Below are 18885 nucleotides of genomic sequence, written 5' to 3' on the forward strand. Positions count from 1 at the left end.
AAAAATCATGCGCTTTCCGATTCGTAATTTCCATCAGTCCCAGCGCACGCATGGCCTGAAGCCCACGCTGATTAGCATTGCGATCATGCTGGCGTTTGCCCTGGTTGGACCTGCCAGCGCATTGCCGGCAGGCGAACAGACCGTAGCGGGGCAAGTTGCGATCAGCCGGCCCGATGCGCAGCAAATGGTGGTGAACCAGGGCTCGGCGGAAGCCATCGTCAACTGGCAAAACTTTTCGATTGGCGCGGCTGAAAAGGTGGATTTTCGCCAGCCCGGCGCCTCCAGCGTGATCCTCAACCGCGTCACGGGCAACAACCCGAGCGAGATTTTTGGGCGTATGAATGCCAATGGCCAGGTATTCCTGGTCAATCCCGGCGGTGTGTTGTTCGGCCGAACGGCCGAGGTCAATGTGGGCAGCCTGGTCGCTTCGACGCTACGCATCAGCAATGAGGATTTCCTGGGGGGTCGCTACCAATTTTCTGCCGGTGGCGCAGCCGGTGCGGTTGACAACCAGGGCAAGTTGCAGGCTGGTGATCGCGGCACCATTGCCTTGCTGGGCGCTCAGGCCAGCAACAGTGGCACGCTGACGGCGCGCCTGGGAACGGCCGCGCTGGCCGCGGGTGAAAAAATTTCCCTTGATTTCAATGGCGATGGACTCACCAAGGTCAAGGTTGATCAGTCAGCCATCAATGCGCTGGTGGCCAATCGGGGCATGGTAATTGCCGACGGTGGGGAGGTGATCCTGACGGTGCGTGCAGCGCAGGCGCTGACGGAAACGGTGCTCAACCAGCAGGGCGTCGTGCGGGCACGCTCGCTGGTGGAGCGCAACGGCACAATTGTCCTCGATGGCGGCGACACCGGCGTCACGCTGGCGAGCGGAACGCTTGACGTATCGGGAGTGGCACTTGGCCGCACTGGTGGCACGGCCGAAGTGCTCGGCCATCACGTGGGCCTGGTTGACCAGGCGCTGATCGATGCGCGGGGCGATGTCGGTGGCGGCACGATTCTGGTCGGTGGGGATTACCAGGGCAAGAATTCCCAGGTGCGCAACGCAGCCGCCACTTTCGTCGGCCCGGATACGATACTGCGCGCCGATGCGCTCGATAGCGGCCATGGCGGCAAAGTCATTGTCTGGAGCGATGACGCAACACGTGCGCACGGCACGATCAGCGCCAAGGGTGGCGGGCAGGGTGGCGACGGCGGGTTTGTCGAAACCTCCGGAAAATTTCTTGATGTTGCGCGCGTTCAAGTAGATGCATCGGCAGCCAAGGGCAAGGCTGGCGAGTGGCTGCTCGATCCTAACGATATAACCATCAGAGTCCTTGTCGATGGAGGCGCAATCGACGTTGGGGTCACTGGAAGCTCCAATTTCACTTCGACCAGCAATGATGCAATTCTTAACCCTTCAACGATAGAGAACGTGCTCAATACAGGAACCAACGTGTCAGTGACTACCGGCACCTCAGGACCCAATGGCCAGTCGGGCGATATCAATGTCGAGGCGCCGATCATCAAAAGAGGTGGAGCCGATGCGACGCTGACGCTCAATGCGCACCGCAACATCAACTTCGCCGGCAGCGACAGCATCGAGGGCGGTCAGGCAGGCTCCATCACCTCGCTTCCATCTGGCGGCAGGCTCAACGTCGATCTGAATGCCGACCTTGACAACCTGAACGGTGGCGCTATCGTGATGAACAGCGGCTCATCGATTGCAACGAATGGCGGCAATGTGCGCTTTTATGGTCAGAGTGACCCGGCCAACGGGCGTGCCGCCGGATCTCTTTCAAGCAATGGAAATGCCGTCCGCCTGACCGATGCCACCATCAATGCTTCCGCGCCGCTGTCTGCTGGACCGGGCGGCAACGTGGTGATTCGCGGAAGCGGTTTGAGTTTTGACAGTGGCGAAGGTCTGATCTTCGGTGAGGGGGTCAGGCTTGAAGGGGCTTTGCTTCAGACCACTACCGGCGCCATCAGCATTGACGGCAGCGGCGGCGCGGGTGCCAATGGGGTGTCTATGCTGAGCGCCCGGATCTCGACTTCGGGCGGCGGGGCGATCGACATTCGAGGACGCGCGGGCATAGCGCAGGCCACTGAATCTGCCACTTATGGCGTGTTCTCGGACGACACCGCCGTCTTCACCAGCGGCGGCCCCGGCGCTATGGTGATCAGCGGCGAATCGACCGGTACCACACCCGGCATTGTGTTCAACGGCGGCACGACGATTGGCGGGTTGACAAGCACCGGCAACATCACGCTCAGGGCGCTCAATGCGTCCAACGACGAAGTTCAGAGTGACATGATTGAACTGGGCGGCACAATCCAGAGCAGTGGCGTGCTGAACCTGCGCCCTGGAGGCGTCTCGACGACAGGCGCCCTGACCGAGGCCCCCGCAGTCGCTATTGACCTGTTCGCCCCCAACTCCACGCAGTTCAGCCTCGACCAAAACGAGATGACGCAGGTGATCCAGCCAGGGTTCTCCAGCGTTGTGATCGGCAGCGCGGCCCACACCGGGCTGATCACGGCGCAAGGCGGCGCGCCTGTCAATGGCTTGTATGACATCACCCTGCAAAATGGCGGCGCCGGGAGTTCTGGAATCGTCCTTGCCAACGGCTTGTCGAACCCTGGGAGACTCGTGGCTTTGTCCAGCGGCGGCACTGTTTCGCAGGGCGGTGCGGTTGCGGCTGGCAGCTTGCTGTTGCACGGCACTCAGCCGCAGTCCAACTTCCAGTTGACCAATGCAGCAAACAGCGCAGGAACGCTTGCCGCCCAATTCGACGCCCCCAAGGATGCGAGCAGTCCGGCCTACGGCGACGTGAATTTCGTCAGCAGCGGCGCACTCGCTATCGGACCGCTGGTCGGAACCGGTGTCGATGCAGCGGCCAACCTGCCTGTGCGCATCAATGCGGCGAACACGGTCGTGGCTGGCGATTTGCTGGTTAACACGGCGGGCAACCTTACCCTCAATCAGCGCATTGCAACGCTGGGCAGCGACATCACCTTGGTAACTGGCGGGATTATGAGCAATGTCGTGAATGCAACGCTCACGCCGGGGGGCGGTGGCACCTGGAAAGTCTTTGCCGATACCTGGGTAGGTGAAAACCGCGGCGGCCTGGCCGGATCAAGCCCAAATCCGAACTTTTACAACTGCGCATTCGGCTCGGCGTGCGCAGCCGCATTGCCCACGACCGGCAACCATTTTGTATACCGCCAGCAACCCCGCGGCAGCTTCGTCTTGGATCCTGCCAATCCATCGCGTACTTACGGCGACCAGAACCCGGCGCTTGCATTTACGCCAACCGGTCTCGTCAATGGCGACACTTTCGGCGATGCAGTCACCGGCTCCTACTTGACAACGGCCACCTCGGCATCGAACGTCGGCAACTATCCCGTCAATGGTAATTTCGTCTCGCCAGTCGGCTATTTAATCGATGCCGCGCCAGGGACGCTGACGGTCAACCCGGCCACGCTGACATATGTGGCCACGCCGGCCACGCGCCTGCAGGGCACCTCGAATCCGGCATTGGGCGGAAGCGTAAGTGGCCTGGTGGCGGGCGATACGCTGGCCACCTCGACCACGGGATCATTTAATTTTTCCACTCCGGCCGACATCGTTTCGCTACCCGGCCGCTATGCCATCAATGGCAGCGGTTTGTCGGCTGCCAACTACCTGTTCCAGCAGGCACCTGGCAACGCAACGGCGCTGACGGTTGAGCCTGCCATCTTCGGGTTCACGCCGTCCATCTTCAAAGACGTGACCTTTGCCAGTAGCAATCTTTACGAAAGGAACTTTGGCGCGCAGCGGCTGTGCGCGGGGGTCGGCCCGCTGTCGCTGGTGTCGGATCTGGCGGACTCCAAGGACCCGCTGGCCGTGGAATGGTCCCGCGTTCGAGGAAACCCGAACCTGAGCAATTGCATCGGCATGGTACAGCGCTATACCTGCGACAGTTTTTAAGGGTTTTTCATTCATGCAGAAATCAGCCCCAGGAGAAGTGATTTGGCTGACATAGAAGCGCTGCTCGCCGCGATTGCGGCTGATACGCCGTGCGGCCCTGACCTTGCCCTTACGTACGACGCGCAATTCGTCGCGCTTGAGACTGCGGCACGCGGCAAGCAGGAGCAGCAACTTGGCGACCATATCAGCCCCGCCGAACAGCCCGACTGGGGAGCTGTCAGGCAACAGGCCGAATCGCTTCTGATGCGTTCCAAGGATGTGCGGATAGCGGTGCTGCTGGCCCGCGCTCTGGTCCGGGTGGATAACCTGCCTGGCTTGCGCGATGGCTTGAGGCTGTTGCACGGCTTGATCGAACGCTACTGGCCGATATTGCATCCGGTTGATCCAGACGAACCGGACGACTTCACGATTCGTTTGAATGCATTGGCGCCGCTCGGCGATGCCAATGCATTGCTGCTGGACGTGCGCAGTGCGCTGGTGGTGGTGTCTGGCCCACATGGCCGCGTGTCCGTGCGCGACATCCTGGTTGCCGCCGGAAGACTGCCGCCGGCCAAAGGCGAAACCGTGCTGAGCCAAGCGCAAATCGAAAGCGCCATTGCCGCTGCGGCTGCACAGGATCGCGAGCGGATTGATGCGGCACGCGACAGCGCCGATTTGGTTCCTAAGATTTATTCGTTGCTTTCAGACAGGGTGGGCACTGACCTGGCAACCGACCTACGTCCCTTGTCCAGCATGCTCAAGCTGATCGTTCAGGCCTGCGACAACGCGACCCCCCAGACCAGCGAGGTCATTTTGCACCGTGTGGCCGACAGTCGCGTTGATCCGGCCGGCCAGGCGGGCAGCGCGACTGCATTGGTCAGCGAAATTGGCAGCCGCGACGACGCCATGCGCGCACTTGACGCGGTATGCAAGTTTTACGAACGCGCCGAGCCCGGGAATCCGGCGCCGCTGCTGATTCGCCGGGCGCAGCGACTGATCAACAAGAGTTTCGTCGAAATCATGCAGGACTTGGCACCCGACAGCCTGAGCCAGATTCGCAATATCGCCGGACTCAAGGATGAGTAGCAGCAACACAATAAAACTTGAATGCGGTATTGATATTGACTACGTAACCCTGTAGAAATGAAAGATTGCGTGTTTGTATTTCCAAAGGCCAGGCGCATGGGTTTGAAGATCTGGCTTTAACTGATTGTCCCAATGCATTGAAGGAGCGTGTCATGGCAAAAGACAGTAGTCAGAAATTCATCGCACGCAATCGTGCGCCGCGGGTGCAAATCGAATATGACGTCGAGCTTTACGGCGCCGAGAAAAAAATTCAGCTGCCTTTCGTCATGGGCATACTGGCCGACCTGTCGGGCAAGCCGGCCGATGCCTTGGCGCCGGTGGCGGATCGCAAGTTCCTGGACATCGATGTTGACAATTTCGACAGCCGCATGAAAGCCATCAAGCCCCGGGTTGCGTTCCAGGTGCCCAACACGCTGACCGGTGAAGGCAACATCAGCGTTGACCTGATCTTTGAGAACATGGATGACTTTTCGCCCGCTGCCGTCGCCCGTAAGGTAGATGCGCTGGGCAAGCTGCTGCAGGCGCGCCAGCATCTGTCCAACCTCATGACCTACATGGACGGCAAGTCCGGCGCCGAAGAACTGATCAACAAAGTGCTGCAGGATCCGGCCTTGCTGCAGTCGCTGGCGGCCACGGCCAAGCCGGATGCACCTGGCACCGCACCGGCAGGCGGGGCGGCCGAAGGCTCGCCCTCCTAGGCCAAGCAACCCGTTTGTTATCCAAGGAGCATTTCATGGCCGAAACCGAACAAGCCCTCCCGACTGCGCAGTCTGTGCGCCTGACGCTCGAAGGCAATGAATTTTCTGCATTGCTGCAAAAGGAATTCAGACCGAAAAGTGAAGAAGCCAAGAGTGCCGTAGAAGAAGCGGTACGCACATTGGCGTCGCAAGCCCTGTCGCAAACGAAACTGATCGGCAACGATGTCATCAAGTCCATCGAAGCCATCATTGCTCAACTCGACCGCAAGCTTACCGAGCAGGTCAACCTCATCCTGCACCATCAGGATTTCCAAAAGCTCGAAGGTTCGTGGCGCGGCTTGCACTATCTGATCAACAACACTGAAACGGATGAGCAGCTAAAAATCCGCTTCATGAACATCTCCAAGCTCGACTTTGGCAAGACGCTCAAACGCTACAAGGGCACAGCCTGGGACCAAAGTCCGCTCTTCAAACGAATTTACGAGGAGGAATACGGTCAGTTCGGGGGCGAACCTTTCGGTTGCCTGGTGGGCGACTACGCCTTCGACCACAGTCCGCCCGACGTTGAATTGCTGGGCGAAATAGCCAAGGTGTCAGCCGCTGCCCATACGCCGTTTATCGCTGGCGCCTCACCCACTGTGATGCAAATGGATTCCTGGCAGGAGCTTGCTAATCCTCGCGATCTCACCAAAATATTCACGACGCCCGAATATGCCGCCTGGCGTTCCCTGCGCGAGTCGGACGATGCGCGTTACATCGGCCTGGCCATGCCGCGCTATCTGGCGCGCCTTCCCTATGGCGCCAAAACCTCGCCGGTGGAGGAGTTCGATTTCGAGGAAGACACTGGTTCGGCCGATCACAGCAAATACACCTGGGCCAACGCCGCCTATGCGATGGCAGTGAACATCAACCGCTCGTTCAAGCTATATGGCTGGTGCTCGCGCATCCGAGGCATCGAATCGGGGGGATCGGTGGAAGGCTTGCCGACCCATACTTTCCCCACCGATGACGGCGGCGTGGACATGAAATGCCCGACTGAAATCGCCATCAGTGACCGCCGGGAAGCCGAACTCGCCAAAAACGGCTTCATGCCGCTGGTGCATCGCAAGAACTCCGACTTTGCCGCCTTCATCGGCGCGCAGTCGCTGCAAAAGCCTTTCGAGTATGACGACCCGGACGCGACCGCCAATGCCAACCTGGCCGCGCGCCTGCCTTACTTGTTTGCCTGCTGCCGCTTTGCGCACTACCTCAAATGCATCGTGCGCGACAAGATTGGCTCGTTCAAGGAGCGCGATGACATGCAGGTCTGGCTGCAAAACTGGATCATGAATTATGTCGATGGCGACCCCGCGCACTCCTCGGAAAGCACCAAGGCCCGCAAGCCCCTGGCAGCAGCGGAAGTGGTCGTCGAAGAGGTCGAGGGCAATCCGGGGTATTACACGTCCAAATTCTTTCTGCGGCCCCACTACCAGCTCGAAGGGCTGACGGTATCGCTGCGGTTGGTATCCAAGCTGCCGTCGGCGAAGGCAGCCTGAGCAGATAGGGCCAGGTCTGGCCTCACGCATGTGTTTTCGCCAATGTACTGGGTCATTGCCAATCAACTAACAGGAGAGATACCATGGCAGTCGATATGTTTTTAAAGCTCGATGATATTAAGGGCGAGTCGCGCGACAGCAAGCACAAGGACGAAGTTGATGTGCTTGCATGGAGCTGGGGCTTGAGCCAGTCTGGCACCACGCACATGGGCGGCGGCGGCGGCGCGGGCAAGGTGAATGTGCAGGATTTGTCCCTGACCAAGTACGTTGATAAATCTACCCCCAACCTGATCATGGCCACCTGCAATGGCAAGCACTACAAGGAGGCCTTGCTGACCGTCCGCAAAGCCGGGGATAAACCGCTCGAGTACATCAAGGTGACAATGAAAGAAGTGCTGATCTCATCGGTTTCCACCGGCGGCAGCGGGGGCGAAGATCGACTTACCGAAAACGTCACGCTCAACTTTGCTGCGTTCAAGGTGGAGTACACGCCTCAGAAATCAGACGGCACAGGCGACGCGGCCATCGAGGCCGTCTGGAATATTGCGGAAAATGTAAAAGGGTAGCGCACCCATGCCGGTCAGCAGCTACATGGAACCCTGCTTTGCACTGCACCGAATAGTCTGGGCGAACTGGCAGCATTGGTCGCGCTTTCCTGACGAGGCGAATTGATATGGCTCAAGGAGACATGTTTCTCAAGATCGATGGCACGCGCCAGGGTGCCATCAAGGGCGAGGCGCGCGACGCAGGGCACAAGGATGAAATCGACGTGCTCGGCTGGACGTGGGGGATGGAAGGCAATTTAGTCCACGGCCAGGCGACGGTCAAGACAGCGGTGCGCGAACTCAAGATCACCAAACGGGTGGACAAGGCGACGACCGGGCTGATGGCCGCCTTGCGCAGCAACGAGGTGATTAAAAAAGCCGTCCTGACGGTGCGCAAGGCGGGTGGCAGGGAGCCGGTCGAGTATTACAGCATCACCTTGGAAAAAGGGCGCATTACGTCGCTGGTGCAGCAATCCGGCGATAGCGTGGACCCGGCTGCGCTTCATGAACAAGTGAGCATCGCCTTCAGCAAGGTCGCTGTTGAATACAAGCCGCAGGGCGACGATGGCCAATTCCGTGGTGCCACCTCATTCGAGATGGATATTTTCGAAGGGTCATGATGAATCGAGCTTGCCCATGATTGCGTTGCAAACAGCCGAGCAAAGCCTGCGCGATGGCGATCCGCTGCTTGCGTTGCAGCAGTTGCAGGAGCAGGTGCGCGCCAGCCCAGCGGACGCCAGGCTGCGCATCTTCTTGTTTCAGCTCCTGGCCGTGCTGGGCCAGTGGGACCGGGCACTGGCCCAGCTTGAGCTGGCATCGACGCTTGACGTATCGGCGCTTGCCATGACCCAGATGTACCGGGAAGCGATCCGGTGCGAGGTGCTGCGCGGGCAGGTGTTCGCTGGCAAGAAGTCGCCGATGATTTTCGGACAGCCAGAGCCCTGGCTGGCGCTGCTGATCGAGTCGTTGCTGGTGGCTGGACGCGGTCAGCCGGCGCAGTCCGAACAGCTGCGCGCCCAGGCTTATGAAGAAGCCGACGCCGCAAGCGGCACCCTTGATAGTCAGCGTTTTGAGTGGATTGCCGATGCCGACTCGCGGCTCGGACCAGCGCTTGAAGCGATCATCAACGGCAACTACTACTGGTTGCCTTTCACCCGTTTGAGCCAGGTCGTGATCGAGCCGCCGGCCGACCTGCGCGATGTTGTGTGGATGCCTGCGCACTTCATCTTTTCTAACGGCGGCGAAGCGGTCGGGCTGATCCCGACGCGCTATCCTGCCTCTGACAGCAGCGGCGACGCCTTACTCGCGCTCAGCCGCAAGACCGTCTGGACCGAGGCCACGCCTGGCGTCGACGCCTACCACGGGCTGGGCCAGCGCGTCATTGCCACCGATGCCGGTGAAACGCCGTTGATGGAGGTGCGAAAGATCATCATCGATGCGCCCGGGCATGAGGCAAGCGGCGCGGAGCCAGAGTAAGCCATGGCCGAACTTACCCCAAAGGAAAGACTGCAGCCGGCGCTGCTCGACCGTTTGATCGATACCGAACCGGACAAGCAGCAGGAGCCGCGCGAAAGCCGCCTGATCACCAGAAAGCGCCTGCGTGAAGCGGTATTGCGCGACCTTGCCTGGTTATTCAATACCACGCGGCTCGGTGGCGAACTGGAACTCGGCGGCTATGACTATGCGCGGCACTCCGTCATCAATTTCGGCCTGCCCGCCCTGTCCGGCGAAACGGCCTCCACGCTCGACATGGTCAGCCTTGAGCAAACCATCAAGCAGGCGATTCTCGATTACGAGCCGCGCATCATGCCCGCCTCGCTGCAGGTTCAGGCGCTGGCGTCAGCGTCGATGCTGGAGCAACACAACATCGTCAGCATACAGATACGCGGTAATTTATGGGCGCAGCCGATTCCGCTTGAATTATTGCTGCGCACGGATGTTGATTTGGAAACCGGGGCAGTGGAGATTCGTGATCTTGGCAGAGTAGGATAAATAAGTCAGTGCCACGAATCCTCATCATTACGCTGCATATTGAAAGGCACACATGACTGAAGCTGTGACAACAAAACATATCTTGCAGCAAGGTCTGAAAGCCAATAGCACTGCTAACACAAAGGCAGTATTGAACAATGCTGATTTATTCGCTTTTCTTCTGACAAACTTCAACAACACGCTGAAACTGGTCTCGGGAAATTCGACTGATGTTGTCCTTGGACTGACAAATAAGGCCTTGTCAACCACTAAATTAATGGGAAAGTCTTCAAGCTCCCAAAATGTGGTGGTGGGAGTAACTGCTGCACAGATAATTTTGACAACAGCGAGTCTAGTATCGGTGGCGGGCAAAGGACCAGCTTCTGCAGTCGTTGCGGTCGGCGCAGCGTTCGTGAAAAAAACCTCGTTGGCATTAGGTTTGGCAGGCAAAGACGATAAACAAGCAAAGTGCCTTGCGGCGCTCACTGACCTAGCAGCCTCCGGACTCACAGTCGCACTTGTTGCGCCCACGGCTGTTACTGGCATTGGTGCGGTGTTACTTGCGGGAGGCATCGCTCAGTTGATCCTCTCAGGATACAACGCGCATCAGGCTTGCATAGCGCCCAAGTGACCGATAACCCTGCCATAACCAAATGCGTCTCTCATACCGATCATTGAGAGAAATAACTATGTTGAAGAAATAATGGATCCCCGTCTGCTACGTTATTACAACCAAGAGTTACTACACCTTCATGAGATGGGTGCCGAATTTGCGCAGCAGTTTCCAAAGATTGCGGCCCGGCTTGGCATGGATGGCATTGAGGTTACCGACCCGTATGTCGAGCGGTTGCTGGAAGGTACAGGCTTTCTCGCGGCGCGCATCCAGCTGAAACTCGATGCCGAGTTTCCAAAATTCACCCAGCGCCTTCAGGAAATAGTTTTTCCCAATTACCTGGCGCCAACGCCGTCGATGCTGATTGCGCAGTTTCGCCCGCAGCCGGACGAAACCAATCTGGCGCAAGGAGTAACCATTCCACGCGGCAGTTCCATGCGCAGCCAGCTCGGCAAGGGCGATACATCGGCATGCGAGTTCCGCACCGCTCAGGATGTCGTACTGTGGCCGATTGAAGTTGTTGCGGCAGAATATTTTTCATTTGCACCCGACCTGCCGTTGGCCGCATTGCCTATTGCAAAACGCATCAAGGGCGGCGTGCGGCTGCGGCTCAGGACAAGCGCCGGACTGGCGTTCAACCAATTGTCCCTGAATGAACTCAGGGTTTTTTTTTCGGGCAGCGACGAGGTGGCTTACAAGCTGCATGAGTTGTGCGTGGGAAACACGGTTGGCATGCTGGCCGCGCCGGCCTCGCGGCCATGGCCATGGCATGTGTACCTGGACGGCAAGAACATCAGGCCGGTCGGCTACCGGGACGACCAGGCCTTATTGCCGACGACCTTGCGCTCGTTTCAGGGATACCGACTGCTGCAAGAATATTTCTCGTTCCCGCAGCGCTTTTTGTTCCTCGATTTGCAGGAACTGGCCCCGGCGGTCAGACGCCACGCCGGCAATGAACTGGAAATCGTGTTGCTTTTCGAGCGCGGCGATCCAGCGCTTGAGGGCGCAGTCGATACGTCCAATTTTTCACTTTTCTGCGCTCCGGCGATTAACCTGTTTCCCAAGCGCGCGGACCGGATTCATGTGACCAACAACACTTACGATTACCACGTCGTTGCCGATCGCACCCGGCCTATGGATTTTGAAGTCCAAGAAGTTACCAGCGTGGTCGGCTATGGCGTCGGCAGCGACAGCGAGCAGGCCTTCGAGCCCTTCTATGCCGCATACCACACCGAAGATCAAAAGCATGCCGCTTACTTCAGCACGCAGCGTGAACCGCGCCTGCTGTCCGAGGCGCAGAAGAAGAACGGTTTCCGGTCCAGCTATATCGGCAGCGAAGTGTTCATCTCCCTGGTGGACCCGGATGAAGCGCCTTATCGGAACGACCTGAGGCAACTGTCGATCAACACTGTCTGCACCAACCGCGACCTGCCGCTGCACATGCCGCTGGGGGCGGGAAATTCCGATTTCACACTCGACAGCGCCGCGCCGGTCATTGCCATCCGTTGTGTCAAGGGGCCGTCCAAACCCTACTCTGCGTTGTCGCAAGGCGCCACTGCATGGCGTTTCATCAGCCATCTGTCGCTGAATTACCTGTCGCTGCTCAATACCGATGAACGTCAAGGCGCTGTTGCATTGCGCCAGATGCTGGGGCTGTATGCGACCAGCCATGAATCCGGTCTGAAAAAGCAGATCGATGCATTGCTGTCGGTGCGCACAAAGCAGACGGTTCGGCGCCTGCCCATCAGCGGTCCGCTTTCATTCGGTCGCGGTATTCTGATCGAGATGGAAGTCGATGAAATGGGCTTCCAGGGCGGGAGTGCGTTTTTGTTTGGAAGCGTGATGGAGCAATTTTTTGCCCGCCATGTCTCCCTTAATTCATTCACGGAAACGGTATTGCGCTCGACCACGCGCGGCGACATCATGCGATGGAGGCCGCAATGCGGGATGCGGCCGATCATCTGAGCTTTTTTCGGGCGCTGGGGGACAAGCCGTATCAGTACGACTTTTACCAAGCCCTGCGCCGCATCGAGTGCCTGTTTCCCCAGATGCCGCGCATCGGCCAGGCACTGCGCCCGGTGGATGAGGCAGTGCGGCTCGCGCAAGAGCCGGCCATGACGTTTGCGCCTTCGACGGTAACGTCGTTCAAGACACCGGCCGGTGCGACCGTGCCGCGCATGGAGGTCCGGTTTTTCGGCTTGCTGGGACCGAATGGCCCGCTGCCGCTTCACCTTACCGAATTCGCGCGCGGCCGTTCGGTTCACGCCGGCGATCAAACGCTGGTTCGCTTTCTCGACATCTTTCACCATCGATTCCTGGCATTGTTTTACCGCGCCTGGGCGCAGGCGCAACCTACTGTCAGTCTCGACCGGCCGCACGATGACCGTTTCTCGTTTTATACCGGGTCCTTATTTGGGCTGGGCGAAACGAGCTTGCGCCAACGCGATGCGGTCGATGATTTTGCCAAACTGTATTTTTCCGGATTGCTGGCGCGCCATGTGCGCAACCGCGATGGGCTGGTGGCATTGCTGACCGGGTATTTCAGACTACCGGTCAGCGTCGAGGAGTATGTGGGGCACTGGATGACACTGCAGGAAGAGGACCGTACGCGCCTCGGGCGGGACGGCGCCATGCTGGGCAATGGCGCGGTGCTGGGAAGCCGCGTCCGGGATTGTCAGCACAAGTTCCGTATCCGGCTCGGCCCGCTTGACCTGGTGCAATACGAAAGCTTTTTGCCGGGCGGCTCTGCCCTCCCCAAACTGGTGGCTTGGGTGCGGCAATACCTGTGTTTCGAACTTGAATGGGATGTGCAGTTGGCGCTTAAATGCGAGCAGGTACCGAAAACACGGCTGGGCACATTCGGCCGCCTCGGATGGACGACTTGGCTCGGCGATTACCAGCGGCTGGCCGAAGCGGCGGACCTGACGCTCGACGCCGAGCGGCTGCTGGCGCACAGGAGTGCGCAGGGGCGAGACTAACAACAAGGAGCAAGACATGGCAGAGATCAGCCGGATCGCCTTATTTGGCAAGCTAAACAGCCTGTGCTACAAGGCGATTGAAAGCGCCACCGTGTTTTGCAAGCTGCGGGGCAACCCCTATGTCGAGCTTGAGCACTGGCTGCAGCAGATCCTGCAAGTCCAGGACACCGACATGCTGCGGATTGCACGTCACTTCGAACTTGACATGTCTCGCCTGGCCGCCGATATGACCGCCGCCCTTGACCGTCTGCCGCGCGGCTCCACTTCGATATCGGACCTGTCGCCGCATATCGAAAATGCGGTCGAGCGCGGCTGGGTTTACGGCACGCTGATGTATGGGGAATCGCAGGTTCGCAGCGGGCACCTGGTGGTCGGCATGCTCAAAACCCCTTCCTTGCGCAACGCCCTGATGAATATTTCACGTCAGTTCGAGCGCATCAAACTCGACATGCTGACCGAAGACTTCGCCAAAATCGTCGCCGGTTCGCCTGAAGAAAATTTGCGCGCCTCGGACGGTAGCGCCGCAGTTGCCGCGCCGGGCGAAGCGAGCGGGGCGATGGCGCCGGCGCAAATGGGCAAGCAGGAGGCGCTGAAGCGGTTTGCGGTGGACCTCACCGAACGTGCGCGCAAGGGCGAAATCGATCCGGTCACCGGGCGCGATGAAGAAATCCGTCAGATCGTCGATATCCTGATGCGCCGCCGCCAGAACAACCCGATCCTTACCGGCGAGGCAGGCGTCGGCAAAACTGCCGTGGTAGAAGGTTTTGCCGTGCGAATCGCCAGGGGTGACGTGCCGCCGTCGCTGAAAGAAGTCTCGCTGTTCACGCTGGACATTGGTTTGCTGCAGGCCGGGGCCAGCATGAAAGGCGAGTTCGAGAACCGCCTGCGGCAGGTGATCGACGAAGTGCAAGCCTCACCCAAGCCGATCATCCTGTTCATCGACGAAGCGCATACGCTGATCGGCGCGGGCGGCGCTGCCGGCACTGGCGACGCGGCGAACCTGCTCAAGCCCGCGCTGGCGCGGGGCACGCTGCGCACCATCGGCGCGACGACATGGGCCGAATACAAGAAATACTTTGAAAAGGATCCGGCGTTGACGCGCCGCTTCCAGGTCGTCCAGATCCAGGAGCCGAGCGAGGAAAAGGCCATTTTGATGGTGCGCGGCGTCGCTTCCACGCTCGAAAAGCACCACCGCGTCCAGGTGCTCGACGAGGCCATTGATGCTGCCGTCCGGCTATCCCACCGTTATATCCCGGCCAGGCAGCTGCCGGACAAGGCCGTCAGCCTGCTCGACACCACCTGTGCACGCGTGGCCATCAGCCAGCATGCGACGCCGGCCGAGGTCGAGGACTGCCAGCGGCGCATCGAAGCGCTGGAGACGGAACTCGACATCATTGGGCGCGAAGAGGAAATCGGCCTGAACGCCAGCGAGCGGCGCGCCACGGCAGAACAAAAGATGAGCGAGGAGCGCACGCGCTACGCTGGACTGGAAACACGCTGGACAGGCGAAAAGACGCTGGTCGATCAGATACTCAAATTGCGGTGCCAGTTGCGCGCAGGCGGAAAGCGGGTGGATGCCGTCAAGGGATCAGAAAAACCTGCAACCCACGTCGCTGAGGAAGCACTGCCCATAATCGACGCCGCCGTGCAGGCGGACACAGCTTTTAGCAGCGAACTGCCTCCCACGGTACGCGCCGGACTACTGGCACAGTTACACGACCTGCAAAACCAGCTTGCCGCACTGCAGGGCGAAACGCCGCTGATCCTGCCGTCTGTCGATGCGCAGGCGGTGTCTTCCGTCGTCGCCGACTGGACCGGTATCCCGGTCGGGCGCATGGTGAAAAACGAAGTGGAAGCAGTGCTCAAGCTGGCCGACACGCTGAATCAACGGGTCATCGGCCAACGCCACGGCCTGGAGGTAATCGCGCGGCGCATCCAGACCTCGCGCGCCAAACTCGACAACCCCAACAAGCCGATCGGCGTGTTCATGCTGTGCGGCCCCTCCGGCGTTGGCAAGACCGAGACCGGTCTGGCGCTGGCCGAAGCACTCTATGGCGGTGAGCAGAACGTCATCACCATCAACATGAGCGAATTCCAGGAAGCGCACACAGTCTCGACCCTCAAGGGCGCGCCGCCAGGCTACGTCGGCTATGGTGAGGGCGGCATCCTCACCGAGGCGGTGCGCCGCAAGCCTTACAGCGTGGTGCTGCTCGACGAAGTGGAAAAGGCACATCCGGATGTGCATGAAATCTTCTTCCAGGTGTTCGACAAGGGCTGGATGGAAGACGCCGAAGGCCGCTATATCGATTTTAAGAATACGCTGATCCTGCTCACCTCCAATGTGGGCACCGACCTCATCATGAACATGTGCAAGGACCCGGAGCTGATGCCCGATCCAGCAGGCATCGCCAAGGCGCTGCGCGAACCGCTGCTGAAAGTGTTTCCAGCAGCGCTGCTGGGCCGGCTGGTGGTGATTCCGTACTATCCGCTGTCCGACGACATGCTGACCAACATCATCCGGCTGCAACTGGGCCGCATCCAGAAGCGCATCGCAGAACAGCACAAGATCCCGTTCAGCTATGACGATGAGGTGGTCAAACTGATTGCCAGCCGTTGCAATGAACTGGAAAGCGGCGCGCGCGTGGTTGATGCGATATTGACAAATACCGTGCTGCCGAAGATCAGCAAGGAATTTTTGTCACGGATTATGGAAGGCAAGCCGGTGACGCGGGTAGATGTGAGCGTGGAAGATGGAGAGTTTGGATATGGGTTTGAGTGAGTTTTGCATAACTACTGTAATTCGTGAATTTAAGTGTATGCGCCTGATCCTAATTGCACTGTTTACGTTACTTCCTATAGGGATAAGAAAATGTCTAACGAAATCTTGAACTCATCAGATGCGCAGCGGATATGCACGTTGGGCGGCGTAGAACAGAAGCGACTTTGTGGCAAACTGATCGAACTGAAAGATCTTGAGAAAACCTTGGACATCGCTATCAAAGACGTAACTCAAGCTTCAAAGGATGAGTATTTTTGGCGAGCTATGGAAGTCTCGGCGAAGCTGGTACAGGTCACTTGCGATTTGACTATCGCTGTCCTTGAGGAGGCTGCAGAGAAAGTTGGGGTGCAAGTAGGAGCAAAAGCTATCTCGGTTACCTACGATGTTGCAAAAATGGTTGTTGATGCCATGAATGGCGATGTGACTGCAAAGAAGGCTCTTATATACAGCGCAAATGCCAAGGTCGATGGTGTCACGGCGATTCTAAGCAGCAGAGGAAGCACATATGGAAAAGTTTTGGGCCATACAAAAGTTCTCGTCAATCTAGCTAATGATCTTTATGAATATTGGGAAAGTCGCGGAAAAGAAACGATCACTACTACTAGTAGCTTGGTTGGGGCGCGAAAGACTGCATATGGTCAGCTGATACGTATAAGGCAACAAATCAGGGAAACTAGTGACGCACTTTCGGCATCTGGTCTTTAGCCAGAATGTTCGGGCTCCAATCGTACCCGCAAACCGGTGAAGGTCCATTAATGAAAATGTTAGATTTCAATAAACGGAGTCTGCGGTATGGCACGATGGGAAAAATACATAAGCACGGTTCGACCTGAGCCGGGGGTGATTAATGTGACTATTCTTGTCCCAGCTTACCCAACGGTGGCGGAGCACTGGCGACAGCAACTGACCGGCGCAAACCTAAAAAAATGGGGCCGCATTTTCATCGACCCAGCACCCGGAGCCGCTGGGGAGCGCCGTTCGCTTGCCCTTGCCCCGTTCGGATCACTCTACAAAGGTCAAGCAGGTGCGAATCTCGACGAGTGTCCTGGCGCAATGTTCATCTGGGATTCGCAAGAGCCCGCCCATGTTCACCCAACAGACGCTCGCTCCAATCAAGATTTTGGACGAGACTTGTATTTTGCTTTGCTCCACCGCGTTTTGAGTGAAACAGGCCCCTGCAAACGAATGGAGCTGAAAAATCGTATGGCATGGTGGGAAGTACGCTTCGCATTCCAATGACCACTAACTCGGCACTCCAACGAGCCGTTGAGTCCGTTGGGCGATAGCGAAAATAGTAGGCGGTACTCAACTATTAATTTGGAGAACGCGAATGGAGCGTGACAGTGTTCAACGTACGAATTATCCGGAAGACGTTGCCGCACCCTCTGAACTGAGCGTAGAAAACGCGCTCAGTCTCGCCATACACCTGCATCGCACTGGCGAGTTCGACGACGCGGAGGTGCTCTATAAAAGAATTCTTGACGCCGCGCCCGATCACCCCGACACGCTCCAGTTCCTGGGTGTGCTTTCGCATCAGCGCGGCGATAGCGATGCGGCCATTGGCCTCATCGAGAAATCCATCACGCTTAACCCCGGCCAACCGGACCGCTACAACAATCTGGGCAATGTGCTACTGGAACTCGACCGGCTCGCGGAGGCGACCGATGCCTATCAGCAGGCGATCACGCTACAGCCGGAACACGCCGACGCTTACAACAATCTTGGCGCGGTTTTAAGGGCTCAGGGGCGGCTCGACGAGGCCAGCGTCGCCTACCTCAGGGCTATCGAACTCGACCCGGAACATGTGGATGCGCACAATAATTTCGGCAATTTATTGTCGAGCCGGGGCAGGGTCAAGGAAGCTGTTGCGTATTACTGCAAGGCAATCACCTTGATGCCAAATCATCCGCAATCGAGAAAGTTGCTGGGTGTCGCGTACTACACCATCGGGCAGATTGACGCTGCGGCGCAAGTCTTCCACCAATGGTTGCAGGAGGAACCGGACAATCCGATTGCGCATCACATGTATGCCGCATGCTCTGGTAAAGATGTGCCGCAGCGTGCTTCCGATGCCTATATTGAAAGCACCTTCGATGTTTTCGCCGCAAGTTTCGATGCCAAGCTGGGCAAGCTTGGCTACCGTGCGCCGGAGCTGGTGGCTGCGGCGCTGGAACGCGCTTGCGCAGCGCCAGACCGTGCTTTATCTGTTCTCGATGCAGGTTGCGGCACTGGCTTGTGCGGGACGCTGATTGCGCCCTATGCCTGCCGCATTGTCGGCGTGGACCTGTCTTTAGGCATGTTGCAACGTGCGCGTAGTCGTAACATTTACGATGAACTTGTAAAAATCGAATTACAGGATTACCTGGAAAATCATGCGGAGGAATTCGATGCCATTATTTCGGCTGACACGTTGGTTTATTTTGGCGCGCTCGACGGCGTGTTCGATGCTGCCTGCCATGCGCTGAAGCCGCGCAGCCTGCTGGTATTCACCGTGGAAGAAGCGCATGATGCCGATGCTGGCTACAGGATTAATCCGCATGGACGCTACAGCCATGAGCGTAATTATGTCTGCGAGTCGATGAGGCGGGCAGGTTTTGACGTGGAGGCGATCGATACGGCTGAACTGCGCATGGAAGGCGGCAAGCCGGTTGGCGGATTGGTGGTGACGGGCCGAAAGCTGGCTTTGTAAGTCATACGTTGACGCCGACAGTCGTATCGGCAACGCAGGCCTGGAATTCAATGACACGCT

The 18885-nt window shown here is 58.4% G+C and carries 15 protein-coding genes; all 15 read left to right on the top strand.

The window, feature by feature from the left end; genetic code table 11:
* Nucleotides 1-7: 7 nt before the first annotated feature.
* The 15 genes from EC86_RS26935 (at nucleotide 8) to EC86_RS0105700 (ending at nucleotide 18825) form a co-directional block, all read left to right on the top strand.
* Nucleotides 8-3952 carry a two-partner secretion domain-containing protein gene (locus tag EC86_RS26935; RefSeq protein ID WP_198026758.1) on the top strand — a complete coding sequence of 1315 codons (3945 nt, stop codon included), beginning with the start codon at nucleotides 8-10 and terminating at the stop codon, nucleotides 3950-3952.
* A 42-nt stretch (nucleotides 3953-3994) separates the two neighbouring features.
* Nucleotides 3995-5017: a type VI secretion system protein TssA gene (gene tssA, locus EC86_RS0105645; protein WP_029524699.1), complete on the top strand. Its 1023-nt coding sequence runs from the start codon at nucleotides 3995-3997 to the stop codon at nucleotides 5015-5017.
* A 152-nt stretch (nucleotides 5018-5169) separates the two neighbouring features.
* Complete coding sequence (tssB, locus tag EC86_RS0105650) at nucleotides 5170-5715, top strand: type VI secretion system contractile sheath small subunit (protein WP_029524700.1); 546 nt, start codon at nucleotides 5170-5172, stop codon at nucleotides 5713-5715.
* Nucleotides 5716-5750: 35 nt separating this feature from the next.
* Nucleotides 5751-7250, top strand: coding sequence for a type VI secretion system contractile sheath large subunit (gene tssC / locus EC86_RS0105655; RefSeq protein ID WP_029524701.1), 1500 nt, complete (start codon nucleotides 5751-5753; stop codon nucleotides 7248-7250).
* Nucleotides 7251-7333: 83 nt separating this feature from the next.
* Nucleotides 7334-7816, top strand: coding sequence for an Hcp family type VI secretion system effector (locus EC86_RS0105660; RefSeq protein WP_029524702.1), 483 nt, complete (start codon nucleotides 7334-7336; stop codon nucleotides 7814-7816).
* A gap of 107 nt (nucleotides 7817-7923) precedes the next feature.
* A complete protein-coding gene (locus tag EC86_RS0105665) occupies nucleotides 7924-8415 on the top strand; it encodes an Hcp family type VI secretion system effector (protein ID WP_029524703.1) in 492 nt (163 codons plus the stop codon).
* A 16-nt stretch (nucleotides 8416-8431) separates the two neighbouring features.
* Entirely contained in the window at nucleotides 8432-9271 is an 840-nt protein-coding gene (locus tag EC86_RS0105670; RefSeq protein ID WP_232229804.1) for a type VI secretion system accessory protein TagJ, read from the top strand.
* A 3-nt stretch (nucleotides 9272-9274) separates the two neighbouring features.
* Nucleotides 9275-9787 (top strand): type VI secretion system baseplate subunit TssE, encoded by a 513-nt coding sequence (gene tssE, locus EC86_RS0105675; RefSeq protein WP_029524705.1) that lies wholly within the window; start codon nucleotides 9275-9277, stop codon nucleotides 9785-9787.
* Nucleotides 9788-9839: 52 nt separating this feature from the next.
* Entirely contained in the window at nucleotides 9840-10397 is a 558-nt protein-coding gene (locus EC86_RS28560) for a hypothetical protein (protein ID WP_156955226.1), read from the top strand.
* A gap of 72 nt (nucleotides 10398-10469) precedes the next feature.
* Entirely contained in the window at nucleotides 10470-12344 is a 1875-nt protein-coding gene (tssF, locus tag EC86_RS0105680) for a type VI secretion system baseplate subunit TssF (RefSeq protein WP_029524706.1), read from the top strand.
* Nucleotides 12320-13357 carry a type VI secretion system baseplate subunit TssG gene (tssG, locus tag EC86_RS0105685; RefSeq protein ID WP_051676120.1) on the top strand — a complete coding sequence of 346 codons (1038 nt, stop codon included), beginning with the start codon at nucleotides 12320-12322 and terminating at the stop codon, nucleotides 13355-13357. The genes tssF and tssG overlap by 25 nt, the downstream gene beginning before the upstream one ends.
* A 16-nt stretch (nucleotides 13358-13373) precedes the next feature.
* Nucleotides 13374-16136, top strand: a complete 2763-nt coding sequence (tssH, locus tag EC86_RS0105690; RefSeq protein ID WP_029524708.1) for a type VI secretion system ATPase TssH — start codon at nucleotides 13374-13376, stop codon at nucleotides 16134-16136.
* Between the two features lie 90 nt (nucleotides 16137-16226).
* Nucleotides 16227-16841, top strand: a complete 615-nt coding sequence (locus EC86_RS0105695; RefSeq protein ID WP_029524709.1) for a hypothetical protein — start codon at nucleotides 16227-16229, stop codon at nucleotides 16839-16841.
* Nucleotides 16842-16928: 87 nt separating this feature from the next.
* Nucleotides 16929-17375 (top strand): hypothetical protein, encoded by a 447-nt coding sequence (locus tag EC86_RS28565; RefSeq protein WP_156955227.1) that lies wholly within the window; start codon nucleotides 16929-16931, stop codon nucleotides 17373-17375.
* A 91-nt stretch (nucleotides 17376-17466) separates the two neighbouring features.
* Nucleotides 17467-18825: a tetratricopeptide repeat protein gene (locus EC86_RS0105700; RefSeq protein ID WP_051675743.1), complete on the top strand. Its 1359-nt coding sequence runs from the start codon at nucleotides 17467-17469 to the stop codon at nucleotides 18823-18825.
* Nucleotides 18826-18885 lie beyond the last annotated feature (60 nt).

The organism is Polaromonas glacialis (assembly GCF_000709345.1).
Lineage (GTDB): Bacteria > Pseudomonadota > Gammaproteobacteria > Burkholderiales > Burkholderiaceae_C > Polaromonas > Polaromonas glacialis.